This window comes from Streptomyces sp. NTD107 (assembly GCF_059510435.1).
In genome coordinates this window covers 222,850-235,667 of the sequence record NZ_JCAJZV010000003.1, presented here as the reverse complement: position 1 = coordinate 235,667, position 12,818 = coordinate 222,850, and the positions used below count along the sequence as shown (strand labels likewise).

Genomic DNA, 12,818 nt, shown 5'->3' with positions numbered 1-12,818 from the left:
CCGCGCCACGCACAAGCCGCCCGCACCCTCCGGGGTGCGGGCGGCTTCGCGTTCCGGTTACGGCCTACGCCACCAGGGCCGCCTTCCGCTTCCGCGCGTTGCGGATCCGGTTCATCGTGGTCAGCACGATCGCGCCCGCCAGCAGCGTGTACAGCGTCACCGCGATCCCGCTGTCGAACAGGATCGCCACATCGCCCTCGCTCACCGCCAGCGCCCGCCGCAGCTCGGTCTCGGCCAGCGGGCCCAGGATGACCGCGATCAGCACCGGCGCCAGCGGCAGCTCGTACCGCCGCATCATGAAGCCCAGCAGGCCGATCCCCAGCAGCAGCATCAGGTCGAACGCCGACGCCGAGGTGGCGTAGATGCCCAGGCCGCAGAAGACCGTGATGCCCGCGTACAGGTAGTGGCGCGGCACCAGCAGCAGCTTGGCCCACATCGGGGCGAACGGCAGGTTGATGATCAGCAGCACGATCATGCCGATGAACAGCGACGCCAGCAGCGTCCACACCAGCTCGGTGTTCCGCTCGAACAGCAGCGGCCCCGGCTGCATCCCGTACTGCTGGAACGCCGCCAGCATGATCGCCGCCGTCGCCGACGTGGGCAGGCCAAGCGCCAGCAGCGCGCCCATCGCCGAGCCGGCCGTGGCGTTGCCCGCCGCCTCCGGTCCGGCCACGCCCTGGATGGCGCCCTTGCCGAACATCTGCTTCTTGCGCCGCTTGTCCAGCTTCTTCTCCGTCGCGTAGGACAGGAAGGTGGGCACCTCGGAGCCGCCGACCGGGATTACGCCGAACGGTACGCCGAAGCCCGCCCCGCGCAGCCACGCCGGCCAGGCCAGCTTCACGTCGCCCCGGCTCAGCCACGGCCGCCCGGTGAAGGCGACGCGCGGCGCGGGCGGGTCGCGGTGGATGCGGGAGGCCACGAACAGCACCTCGCCCAGCGCCAGCAGGCCGACCGTGATGACGACGATCGACACCCCGTCGAAGAGCGGCGGCAGATCCATCGTGAAGCGCGAGGCCCCCGACGAGCTGTCGATGCCGATCAGCGCCAGCGACAGGCCGATGATCAGCGAGATCGACCCCTTGATGACGGAGTCGGCGACCACCGTCGCGGTCGCCGCGAAGGCGAACACGGCGAGCGCGAAGTATTCGGCGGGGCCGAAGAGTCCGGCCAGGTCGGCCAGGCGCGGGGCGAAGAACACCACCAGGGTGGTGGCGATCATGCCGCCGATGAACGCGCCGATGGCGGAGGTGGCCAGCGCCTGCGGGGCGCGGCCGGCCTTGGCCATCTTGTGGCCTTCGAAGGTGGTGGCGATCGCCGAGCTGTTGCCGGGGGTGTTGAGCAGGATGCCGGTGGTCGAGTCGCCGAACAGACCGCCGTAGTAGACGCCGGCGAACATGATGAACGCGCCGGTCGGGTCCAGGCTGAAGGTGACCGGCAGCAGCAGCGCCACCGCCATGGCCGAGCCCAGGCCGGGCAGTACGCCGACCGCCGTGCCGAGCATGGCGCCGACGACGACCCACAGCAGGTTCATCGGGGTGAAGGCCCCGGCGAAGCCGTCGAGGAGATGGGAGATCGGATCCATGGTCAGATCACCCCGCCCAGGATGCCGGCCGGCAGGTTGAGGCCGAGGCCGGCGGAGAACGCGAGCTGCACGATCGCGGAGACGCCGAGCGACAGGCTGGCGTCGAAGACGGGCCGCTTGCCGTCCAGGGCGTAGGCCACGCCGAAGAACAGCAGCGCGGCGGAGAGCAGCCAGCCGACCGGCTCAAGCGCGATCGTGAAGAGGAGGAAGGTGCCGATGATGATGCCGACGCTGCGCCAGTCGGTGTGGGTACGGTACGGCTGCGGCTGGGGCTGGGGCTGGGGCTGGGGCGCCGACTGCGATGCGTCGGTCGGCTCCGCCGCCTCCACGCCCGGGGGCAGCGGCGGGGTGCTCGGGTGGCGGATGATCTGCCACGTCAGCACGGCGGCGAGTACGTACGCCAGCACCGTGATGATCCACGGGAAGAACTGCGGCCCGGGTGAGCCGGCGGTCGGCGGCACCGTCATCGTGAGGGTGCCGTGGGTGAGGAAGACGGCGAGCGCCAGCAGCACGGCGACGACGATGAATTCGCTGCGGCCCTTCCAGAAGGAGGGCTTGTGCTCCTCCTGCTCCGGCCCGGCGGTTGGTTTCTCGGTCGTGGTGGTCACAGTCCCAGCTCCTCCACGATCTGGTCGATGCGGGCGGTCTCGGTGGCGAGGAACTCCTCGAACTCCGCGCCCACCATGAAGGTGTTCTTCCAGCGGTTGCGGCTGACGGCGTCGGTCCACTGCTCGGTCTCCACCATCTCGGTGACGATGTCGCGCAGTTCCTGGACCTCCTCCTCCGTCAGTCCGGGCGGGGCGACCACGCCGCGCCAGTTGGGCAGCGCCACGCCGACGCCCTGCTCGATGAAGGTGGGCACGTCGATGCCGTTGACCGGCTCCTCCGCCGACAGCCCCAGGGCGCGGAACCGCCCGGTGGTGATCTGGTCGGAGAAGTCGTTGTAGCCGCTGATCCCGGCGTTGACGGTGTGCGAGAGCAGCGCGGTGGTGACCTCGCCGCCGCCGGAGTAGGCGATGTAGTTGAGCTGCCCGGGGTCGATGCCGGACTCGCGGGCGAGCAGGCCGGCCAGCAGGTGGTCGGAGCCGCCGAGCGAGCCGCCGCCGATCGCCGTACCGCTGGGGTTCTGCCGCCATGCCTCCAGCAGGTCCTCCATCGTCTGGAACGGGGAGTCCGAGGGCACGACCACCACGAGGTAGTCGTCGGCGAGGCGGGCGATGGGGGTGACGTCGGCCATGGTGTGGTCGGAGCCGGTGACGTTGATGGCGCCGAGCATGACGGTGCCGGTGACCATCAGCAGCGACTCGTCGCCCTTGCGGCCCACGGTCTGGCTCAGGCCGATGGTGCCGCCGGCGCCGGGGACGTTCACGACCTGGACGTTGTTGACGACGCCGGAGGAGCGCATCGCCTGCTGGGATTCGCGGGCCGCGAGGTCCCAGCCGCCGCCGGGGGCGGCCGGGGCCATGAGGGTGAGGTTGGTACGGGCGCTGCCGCCGCCGGCGTGGGAGGAGGCGTCGACGACGGCCAGGGCCACCAGGGCGAGGACGACGACCCCGTACAGGCCGGCGAACACCGGCCGCTTGGGGCGGCGGATGCCCAGCCGGTCTGCCCGGCCCTGCCACACCTCCCTCGCGGCGCTGCGCGGGTGGTGTTCCGGATTGCTCATGTGCACCTCAGACAGAAGTTCTACGCATCGCCGTCCCGCGGTCCCGTTGGCGGGTGCGGCGTAAGCGGTCATGGTGGCCCGGGGTGCGGGCCGCTGTCTGCGGTCTTGCGGGTTAGGTCAGTTAGTGAGGGTTTTGGTCTTTGTGTTAGGCGGCTCGTCCGGGTCCGGGCCCGGGCCTGGGTCCGGGCCTGGGTCCGGGTCCGGGCCTGGGTCCGGGTCCGGGCCTGGGTCCGGGTCCGGGTCGGCGGTCAGGGAGTCGAGCAGTTCGTCGCGATCCGCGCTGCGTTCGGGGCGCAGCCAGCCGACGACGACGTACAGGATGAGAGAAGTCGCCAACGGGAGGCCGACGATCGCGGACTGGGTGGCGTCCTCCAGCACGTACTTCACGACGTACCACACGCCGAGGCCGCCCGCCCACGAGGTGATCGCGGCGGTGGGGCCGACCCGGCGGAACCAGGGCAGCAGGCCGAGCATGAGGGGGATGGAGATCGGCCCCATGGTGGCGGCGACCAGTTGCACGACGGTGTTCAGGACGAAGCCCTCGCCGCCGGTGGTGATGGCGATGGTCATGCTGAGCGAGACGAACAGCACGGTGGTGACGCGGGCCATCACCAGCTGCGCGGCCTCGCCCAACCGCCGCACCTTGGGGACGAGTACGGGGGCGATGTCGCGGGTGATGACGGCGGTGATGACGTTGCAGTCGGAGCCGACCATCGCCATGGTGTGGGAGAAGAACCCGGCGAGCATCAGGCCGATCAGCCCGGCCGGGAGGAGTTCGACGGCGAGCGCGACGTACGACTCCTCGCCGTTGGTCAGGCCCGGCACGATGAGCGGGGCGGCGAACATCGGCAGGAAGAGGATGAACGGCCACACCAGCCACAGCGCGCTGGAGAGCAGGGCGGAGCGGCGGGCGGCGGAGCCGGAGGGGGAGGCCATGTAGCGCTGGGCCAGGTTCCACATGCCGCCGTTGTACTCGAACGTCTTGACCAGCAGGAACGCCAGCACGAGGGTGGTGGTGACGGGCCCGGCGATGGGGTCGCCGTGGCCGTCGGGGAGGTCGCCCCACATGGCCCAGGGGTAGTCGAAGCCGAGCCGGGCGCCGACCGCGACGAGCATGACGAGGCCGGCGACGGCCTGGATGACGAACTGCCCCATGTCGGTGAGGACATCGGCCCAGATGCCGCCGACCGTGACGTACGCCATGGTGCCGAGCCCGGCGATGATGATGCCCCAGGCGAGCGGGATGTCGGCGAAGCCCTGCAACAGGACGGAGATCGCGACCCACTTGGCGGCGATGTCGACGACCTTGAGGGCGGCGCCGCTGTAGGCGAGGACCTGCTGGGTGGGGAGGTTGTAGCGGCGGGCGAGGTATTCGAGGGGGGAATTGACGCCGTGCTTGGCGCGCAGCCGGTTCCAGCGGGGGGCGAAGAGGAACGCGCCGATGCCGATGCCGAGTCCGATGGTGAGCGCCCACCAGACGTAGACCGTGAAGCCGTAGTCGTAGGCGACGGCGGCGAAGGCGACGAACATGACGGCGCTGTAGCCGGACATGTGGTGCGAGATGCCGGACAGCCACCAGGGGATGCGGCCCCGCGCGGTGAAGAAGTCGGCCACGTCGTGGACGCGGCGTTTGGACCACCAGCCGATGGCGACGATGACGAGGAAGTACGCGGCCACCACGGCCCAGTCGAGAACGGACATCGCTCGGGTCTCCCTTCTCTGATCTCTGACTACCAGTGGGCGACGCGGGGGCGGTGCTCCGGGTCGAAGCGCCGGAGGTACGCGGTGTCGTCGCGCCGTCGGATGCCGCACTTCTCGTAGTTCTCGCGCATCACGGCCAGGGCGTCCCGGTCGAGTTCGATGCCGAGTCCCGGTCCGTCCGGGAGGGCCACGGCGCCGCCGCTGATGCGCAGCGCGCCGGGGGCGATGACGTCCTGGCCGTCCTGCCAGGGGGTGTGGGTGTCGCAGGAGTGGCCGAGGTTGGGGGTGGCGGCGGCCAGGTGGGTCATGGCGGCGAGGGAGATGCCGAGGTGGCTGTTGGAGTGCATGGACAGGGCGATGCCGAAGGTGTCGCAGAGGGCGGCGACTTGGGTGGAGCGGCGCAGGCCGCCCCAGTAGTGGTGGTCGAGGAGGAGTACGCCGATGGCGCGGGCGGCGATCGCGGGCGGCAGGTGGTCGTGGGTGACGACGCACATGTTGGTGGCGAGCGGCATGGGGACGCGGGCGGCGACCTCGGCCATGCCGTCGATGCCGGGGGTGGGGTCCTCCAGGTATGCGAGGACGCCGGCGAGTTCGGTGCCGACCCGGATGGAGGTGGCCGGGGTCCAGGCGGCGTTGGGGTCGATACGGAGGGGGTGGTGGGGGAAGGCGGCGCGCAGGGCGTGGACGGTGTCGGTCTCGCGGTCCGGGGGCAGGACGCCGCCCTTGAGTTTGAGGGAGGTGAAGCCGTAGCGGTCGATCATCCAGTGGGCCTGGGCGACGATGGCGTCCGGGGTGAGCGCTTCGCCGAAGGGGTCGGCGGGGGCGCCGGGGTGGGCGGCCCACTTGTAGAAGAGGTAGGCGCTGTACGGGACGGTGGTACGGACCGGGCCGCCGAGCAGGTCGGCGACGCGCAGGCCGGTGGCTTTGCCGAGGATGTCGAGGCAGGCGACTTCGAAGGGGGAGTGGACGGCGTCGGCGGTTTTCTGGCCGGGGCCGGCGCCGGTGAGGGTGTGCTGGTCGGCGGTCGCCTTGGTGCCGAGGCTCGCGGTGACGGCGGTGTAGTGGGCGTGGTGGTCGTGGACGGGCAGGCCGATGAGGTGCTGGGCGGCGGCGTGTAATCGGTCGAGGTGGGTCTGGTCGCCGTAGGTCTCGCCGAGTCCGGTGAGGCCGTCGTCGGTGACGATCTCGACGATGGTGCGCAGCGCCCAGGGTTCGTGGATGCCGGTGGCGTTGAGGAGGGGTGGGTCGCGGAAGGCGACGGGGGTGAGGTGGATCTCGCGGATGTGCATGTGACGGACTCCGGCCCCTTCACACATTCACGGATATAAACACGGGACATTCCGCTGAACGGAACGGATCGCGCAAACCGTAGTGCGTGACGGGGCCGGTGAGAACCCCTCGCGCGCGGCCGTCTGTTACCGGCCGTCCGAGCCGTCCGAGCCGTCCAGGCCGTCCAGGCCGTCCAGGCCGTCCGCGAGGAGTTCGGCGAGATGGCGGGCGGTGCGGCCGGTCAGCTGGTCGAGCTGGGTACGGCAGGAGTAGCCGTCCGCCAGCAGTTCGGCGCCGGCCGGGGCGTTGCGCACGGCCGGCAGCAGCTGATCCTCGGCGCAGGCCACCGACACCTCGTAATGGCCTTTCTCGAAGCCGAAGTTCCCGGCGAGCCCGCAGCAGCCCGCCGTCAACTCGCCACTCAGACCGGCGCGTTCACGCAGTCGCCGGTCGGCGCCGTCCCCCAGGACCGCACTCTGGTGGCAGTGCGTCTGCCCGGCCACCGGACGGTCCAGGCGCGGCGGCTGCCAGTGCGGGGCCCGCTCCTCCAACGTCTCGGCGAAGGTCCTTACCGCGCCGGCCAGTTGCGCCGCGCGCGGGTCGTCGGGCAGCAGCTCGGGGATGTCGGTGCGCATCGCGGCGGCGCACGGCGGCTCCAGGACGGTCACCGGCAGCCCGGCGTCCAGCGCCGGCGCCAGCTGATCCAGGGTGCGCCGCATCACCTTGCGGGCGGTGTCCAGCTGGCCGGTGGTGACGTACGTCAGCCCGCAGCACACCCGCCTCGGCGGCACCGTCACGTCCAGTCCGGCCGCGTCGAAGACCCGTACCGCCGCCCGGCCGGCCTCCGGCGCCAGGTAGTTGGTGAAGCTGTCGGGGAACAGCACGATCCGCTCCCGGCCGCTCCTGTCGGGCCGCCGGCCCTGTCCCCGCCACCAGCGGGTGAACGGTTCGGCGGCGATCGGCGGGATCGGCCGCTCGGGCGCGATGCCGCCCAGCCGCTTGGCGAGCGCCGCCAGCGGCGGGACCTTCGCCCCGGCGTTGGCCAGCGGCGCCACCCGCAGCGCCGCCGCCAGCCGCAGCCACTGCGGCAGCCGCCCCATCGCGTAGTGCGCGGCCGGCCGGCGCCGCCCCCGGTAACGCTGGTGCAGAAACTCCGCCTTGTAGGTGGCCATGTCCACCTCCACCGGGCAGTCGCCCCGGCAGCCCTTGCAGGACAGACACAGATCCAGCGCCTCGGCCACCTCCTCCGACTGCCAGCCGTCCGTGATCACCTCCCCCACCAGCATCTCGTGCAGCAGCCGCGCCCGGCCCCGGGTGGAATGCCGCTCCTCGCCGGTGGCACGGAACGACGGGCACATCACCTGGCTGCCGCTCGCCCTGCTCTCCCGGCACTTGGCGACGCCGACGCAGCGCCGTACCGCCGCCGTGAAGTCCCCGCCGTCGTGCGGGTATCCGAACGCCACCGGCACCGGGGACTTCGGCAGCCCGGCGAACCGCAGATGATCGTCCAGCCGGTCCGGGCGGGCCAGTACGCCGGGGTTGAGGCCGCCGTCCGGGTCCAGCAGATCCTTGAACCGGTGGAACACACCGACCAGTTCGGGCCCGTACATGGTGGGCAGCAGCTCGGCGCGGGCCAGCCCGTCGCCGTGCTCCCCGGACAGCGAACCGCCGTGCGCGGTCACCAGCCGGGCCAACTCCCCGCTGAACTCCCGGAACCGGGCGATCCCCGGCGCGGTCAGCAGATCGAAGTCGATCCGCACATGGATACAGCCGTCACCGAAGTGCCCGTACGGCAGCCCGCGCAGCCCGTAGTCGCGCAACAGGGAGCGGAACTCCCGCAGATAGCCGGCCAGTCGGGCGGGCGGTACGGCGCAGTCCTCCCAGCCCGGCCACGCCTCGCCGCCGTCGGGCAGCCGGGTGGCGGTGCCGGAGGCGTCCTCGCGGATCCGCCACAGCGCGCGCTGCCCGGCCGCATCGGTGAGCAGGGCGTGGCCGGTGGCGCCGTCCGCGATCGCCGCCGCGATCAGTCGGCGGGCGGCGGCCTCCGCCTCGGCGCGGGTCGCGCCGCCCAGCTCCACGAACAGCCAGGCCCCGCCGCGCGGCAGCGCGGCCCTGGCGGCCGGGTCGGCGACCAGGTCGCCCGCCATGCCCTCCACGGTGAGCGGCTGGTGCGGCAGCAGGCCGGGGGCCGCCTCGGCCGCGCGGGACTCGTCGGGGTAGCCGAGCACGGCCAGTACGCGGGCGGCGGGGGCCGCCACCAGCCGAACGGTCGCCTCGGTGAGCACGGCCAGGGTGCCCTCGCTGCCGGTGAGGGCGCGCGCCCAGTCCCGGCCGCGTTCGGGCAGCAGCTCGTCCAGGGCGTAGCCGGAGATTCGGCGCGGCAGCTCGGGGAAGCCGGTGCGCAGCAGGGCCAGTTCGCGGTTGACGAGATCTTCGGCGGCGGCGCGCAGGGCGGGCGGCAGGTCGCGCCCGCCGCGGGTGAGTGGCAGCCGGTCGCCCCGGTAGGTGAGGGCGTCCAGGGCGTGGACGTTGTCGGCGGTGGTGCCCCAGGCGACGGAGTGGGAGCCGCAGGAGTTGTTGCCGATCATGCCGCCGATGGTGCAGCGGGAGTGGGTGGAGGGGTCGGGCCCGAAGGTCAGCCCGTGCGGAGCGGCGGCGTCGCGCAGCGCGTCGCAGATGACGCCGGGCTGGACGACGGCGGTACGGGCCTTGGGGTCCAGCGACACGATGCGGTTCATGTGCCGGGTGAAGTCCATGACGACGCCGACGCCGGTCGCCTGCCCGGCGATGGAGGTGCCGCCGCCGCGCGCGACGACGGGCACGCCGTGTTCGCGGCACACGGCGAGCGCGGCGGCCACGTCGTCCGCGTCGTACGGGGCGACCACCCCGACCGGGACGCGCCGGTAGTTGGAGGCGTCCATGGTGGCCAGCGCCCGGGAGGCGGCATCGAACTCCACCTCACCCCGCATCACCGCCCTTAGCCCCGCCGCGAGTTCCGTACTCCCCGTGCTCCCCGTACCGCGCTGCTGTCCCATACCCCCAGCCTGCACGGTCCGGCCGCCGGCCGGGAACCGCCGCACCGGCCTGGGCGGACGAAACGGGCGGGGCGCCCGCCGTGCGAGGGATCGCGCGACGGGCGGCCCGGGGTGAGGACGGGCTCAGCACTTCTTGGACGGGTTGCGGAGCTTCTTCCAGGTGTTGGGGCCGACGACGCCGTCATCGGCCAGACCGTTCTTCTGCTGGAAGCGCACGATGGCCCCACGAGTGTTGGGGCCGTAGATTCCGTCGGCCGCACCAGGGTTGCATCCCCAGCCGGCCAGCATGCACTGCGCCTCCGCGACCGTCTTGCCGGAGCTTCCGGAGCCGACGATCGCGGTCATGGTGTTGCTGTACCGGGCGGTCCACCCCACGACTCCGCCGGCCAGCTGCTCGTACACGTAGAAATCGCAGGAGTACGCCGTCACCGCCGGCGCCTGGGACGTGCGGTCCGTACTGGCGACCGCCGCCGGTGCCGTCATGAGCCCGGCCCCCAGCACCATGGCCGTCGCGAGGGTGGTCAGTGTCTTCCGTGAACGCATCGGGTTCCCTCCCCTTGTGGTGCGACACCCTGGTCGGCGGGTGCGCCTCGGGGACAGAGCTTTCCCGGGCGGGGCGGATTTGTGGATGGCGATGCGCGCCAGGTGATGGGCAATGCGCGCCAGGTCGGTTCGGGTTCTATCGGTTGCCGGAGGCTCCGGGCAGGAGCAGGGTCTTGCCCAGGGTGGTGCGGTTCTCCATCGCCGCGTGGGCCTCGGCCGCCCGCTCCAGGGGGTAGGTCCGGCCGATGACCGGGCACAGCTCGCCGGCTGCCGCCTTGGTCATCATGGTTTCCGCCCAGCGGTGCAGGTGCGGGCCGAAGGCCGCGAGTTGGTCGATGGGGATGACCTCCACGCCGCGCCGGCGGGCCTCCGTCGCGTCGATGGCCGTGACCTCGCCGGCCGCCGCGCCGTGGACGGAGAACCGGCCGCCGCGTGCCGTCACCTCGAACGCCTCCCGCCCGATCCGGCCGCCGACCCCGTCGAAGACGAGGTCGGGGCCGGTGCCGCCGGTCGCTTCGCGGGCCCAGTGCGTCCAGTCGGGCTCGGTGTAGTCGACCACCGCGTCCGCGCCCAGCCGCCGGGCCAGCGCCAGTTTGCGTTCGCCCCGGGCGGCGCCGATGACGTGCGCGCCCGCCGCGCGGGCGAGTTGCACCAGCAGGCTGCCGACCCCACCGGCCGCCGCCTCGACGAGCACCCACTCACCGGGGCGGATCCCGGCGCGTTCGGCCAGGCCCTGGGCCGTGGCGCCGTCGCTGTACAGGGCGGTGGCCCCCGGCAGCCCCAGGCCGTCCGGCACCGGGAAGAGGTCCGCCTCCGCCGCCACCGCGCGCTCGGCGAAGCCGCCGGTCTCCCCCGTGCCGGCCAGCACCCGGCGACCCAGCCATCCCGCGTCCGCCCCGTCGCCCACCGCGCCGACCCGGCCGGCCACCAGGCCGCCGGGTACGTAGGGCAGCACCGGCCTGGGGTGCCACGGGTCGGTGCCGCGCCGGATCTGGGTCTCGACGTACGTCATGCCCGCCACCGCCACCTCGACCATCACCTGGCCGGGCCCGGGCACCGGGTCCGGGGCCTCGCCCGGAACCAGCACCTCGGGGCCGCCGTACCTGGCCACCCGCACCACACGCATCGCGCTCGCTCCCTCTCCACAGGTCAACACCGGGAGCATGTGACTTCAAGTGCGGTTGAGGTCAACCCGGCGCATCGAGCCGGGTTGGCATATACCTGTGCCCGGTGATCAAGATCGATTGATTTCCGGGCAGAGGGCAGCCCCAAAAGGATGCGGAACTCTCCTATAGTGTTCCGCAATTGATCGCAGTGGCCTTCACCCCACGGCCACCCCGCACCGCACAACACCACCCCGCACCGCACCGCACCACCCCGATGCCCGACTCGCCCGCTCCGCATCTGTCCGAGGTCTTCGATTGATGACTGCGACTGCGCATTCCCCCACCGCGCGCCCCGGGACGGAGCGTTCCCCGCTGCGGCAGGCGCTGCTGGTCCTGCTGATCGGCAGCATCGTGCTCGGTGCGCTCTTCACCACCGGCTGGCTGCTGTTCGCCGACTTCTTCGGCAAACCCCGCACCTGGATCGAGATAGCCATCGCGGCCGGGCTGATCATCGCCGCGACCCTCGCCACCCACGCCCGCGCCACCACCACCCTGCTCCGCGCCGACCTCGCCGAACGTGACCGGCGCGCCCGGCACTTCGCCCGCGAGACCGTCCCCGCGCTGACCGCCCGGCTGCGTACCGGCACCTCCGCCGCCACCGCGCTGGCCACCGCCGAGACCCCCGCCGACGAGCCGCACCAGCGCGTACTCAAGCTGCTCGCCGAGGAGATCAGCCGCAGCGAGACCAGCAAGGCCGCCGCCATGGCCGCCTGCGCCAACGCCGCCGGCCGCATGCAGGCGCTGTCCACCTCCATGCTCGCCGACCTGCGCGAGATGGAGCACCGGCACACCGACGAGACCATGCTCGGCGACCTGCTCCACCTGGACCACCGCACCGCCCAGGCCGGGCGGCTCGCCGACTCCATCGCCGTGCTCACCGGCGCCCGCTCCGGCCGCCGCTGGGCCAAGCCCATCGTCATGGAGTCGATCCTGCGCGGCGCCATGGGCCGGATCGGCGGCTATCAGCGGGTACGGCTGCACTCCACCAGCCAGCTGTCCGTCGCCGGGCACGCCGCCGAGGGCGTCATGCACGCGCTCGCCGAACTCCTCGACAACGCCGCGAACTTCTCCCCGCCCACCGCCGAAGTCCACGTGTACGTCGAAGAGGTGCCGGCCGGGGTCATCATCACCGTCGAGGACTCCGGCCTGGTGATGAGCGAGGTCGCGCTGCGCCGCGCCGAACGAGCAGTTTCCGCCGCCCCGTTGGACCTGACCGCACTGTCCGGTACGCGCCTTGGGCTGGCCGTGGTCGGCGCGCTCGCCCGCAAGCACGGCATGTCGGTGTCCTTCCGGCCGTCCGCGCGCGGCGGCACCGGGGCGCTCATGATGGTCCCGCAGGAGCTGATCTCCCGCCCCAAGCCGGAGGCCACCCCGGCCGCCGCACCGCCCGAGCCGGCCGGCGCCACCGCGCTGCGTACCGAACGGTCCGAACGGTCCGGACGGTCCGGACGGTCCGAACGCCCCGCGCTGCGCGAGGTCACCGCCCCGGCCCCCACCCCCGCCCCGGCTCCGGCTCCGGCCGCGACCGCCGAGCACGCCCCGGCCGAACCCGACGACGCCCCCCGGACCCCCGACGCGACCGACGACTCCACCGAGTACGGCGAGAGCGGCCTGCCCAAGCGGCGCCGCGGCCGTACCCTCGCCGCCGCGCACGCCGACCACGACCCGCCCACCCGCAAACTGCGGCCCCGGGCCAACCACTCCCCCGCCGAATCGGCGGCCCGCTTCGGCACCTTCCGCCGCGCCGTGCGCGGCGAGAAGGACGCCGGCAAGGACGCCGGCCGGGGCCGGGACGCCCCGGTCACCGACACCCCGGCCGACCGGCCGGCGGACGAGAACTCATGACCGCACCCGCC

Annotated in this window: 9 protein-coding genes; 1 reads left to right on the top strand and 8 read right to left on the bottom strand. The window is 72.7% G+C overall.

The window, feature by feature from the left end:
• Positions 1–64: 64 nt before the first annotated feature.
• The 8 genes from AC5WRL_RS08680 to AC5WRL_RS08645 all read right to left on the bottom strand — a co-directional run bounded on the left by AC5WRL_RS08680 (position 65) and on the right by AC5WRL_RS08645 (position 10,922).
• The gene (locus AC5WRL_RS08680) at positions 65–1,582 is read right to left on the bottom strand and encodes a tripartite tricarboxylate transporter permease (protein WP_496087773.1); all 1,518 of its coding nucleotides are present in this window, start codon (positions 1,580–1,582) and stop codon (positions 65–67) included.
• 2 nt (positions 1,583–1,584) lie between these two features.
• Entirely contained in the window at positions 1,585–2,190 is a 606-nt protein-coding gene (locus tag AC5WRL_RS08675; RefSeq protein WP_496087772.1) for a tripartite tricarboxylate transporter TctB family protein, read from the bottom strand.
• Complete coding sequence (locus tag AC5WRL_RS08670; protein WP_496087771.1) at positions 2,187–3,248, bottom strand: Bug family tripartite tricarboxylate transporter substrate binding protein; 1,062 nt, start codon at positions 3,246–3,248, stop codon at positions 2,187–2,189. The genes AC5WRL_RS08675 and AC5WRL_RS08670 overlap by 4 nt, the downstream gene beginning before the upstream one ends.
• A gap of 117 nt (positions 3,249–3,365) precedes the next feature.
• Positions 3,366–4,949, bottom strand: a complete 1,584-nt coding sequence (locus tag AC5WRL_RS08665; protein ID WP_496087770.1) for a sodium:solute symporter family protein — start codon at positions 4,947–4,949, stop codon at positions 3,366–3,368.
• A gap of 29 nt (positions 4,950–4,978) precedes the next feature.
• Positions 4,979–6,238, bottom strand: a complete 1,260-nt coding sequence (locus AC5WRL_RS08660) for an enolase C-terminal domain-like protein (RefSeq protein ID WP_496087769.1) — start codon at positions 6,236–6,238, stop codon at positions 4,979–4,981.
• Positions 6,239–6,364: 126 nt separating this feature from the next.
• Positions 6,365–9,253, bottom strand: a complete 2,889-nt coding sequence (locus AC5WRL_RS08655; RefSeq protein WP_496087768.1) for an FAD-binding and (Fe-S)-binding domain-containing protein — start codon at positions 9,251–9,253, stop codon at positions 6,365–6,367.
• Between the two features lie 123 nt (positions 9,254–9,376).
• Complete coding sequence (locus AC5WRL_RS08650) at positions 9,377–9,796, bottom strand: peptidoglycan-binding domain-containing protein (protein WP_496087767.1); 420 nt, start codon at positions 9,794–9,796, stop codon at positions 9,377–9,379.
• Positions 9,797–9,932: 136 nt separating this feature from the next.
• Positions 9,933–10,922, bottom strand: coding sequence for a zinc-binding dehydrogenase (locus tag AC5WRL_RS08645; RefSeq protein ID WP_496087766.1), 990 nt, complete (start codon positions 10,920–10,922; stop codon positions 9,933–9,935).
• Positions 10,923–11,220: 298 nt separating this feature from the next.
• On the opposite strand from AC5WRL_RS08645, the gene AC5WRL_RS08640 reads away from it, so the two are divergent.
• Positions 11,221–12,807 (top strand): ATP-binding protein, encoded by a 1,587-nt coding sequence (locus AC5WRL_RS08640; protein WP_496087765.1) that lies wholly within the window; start codon positions 11,221–11,223, stop codon positions 12,805–12,807.
• Positions 12,808–12,818: the final 11 nt, after the last annotated feature.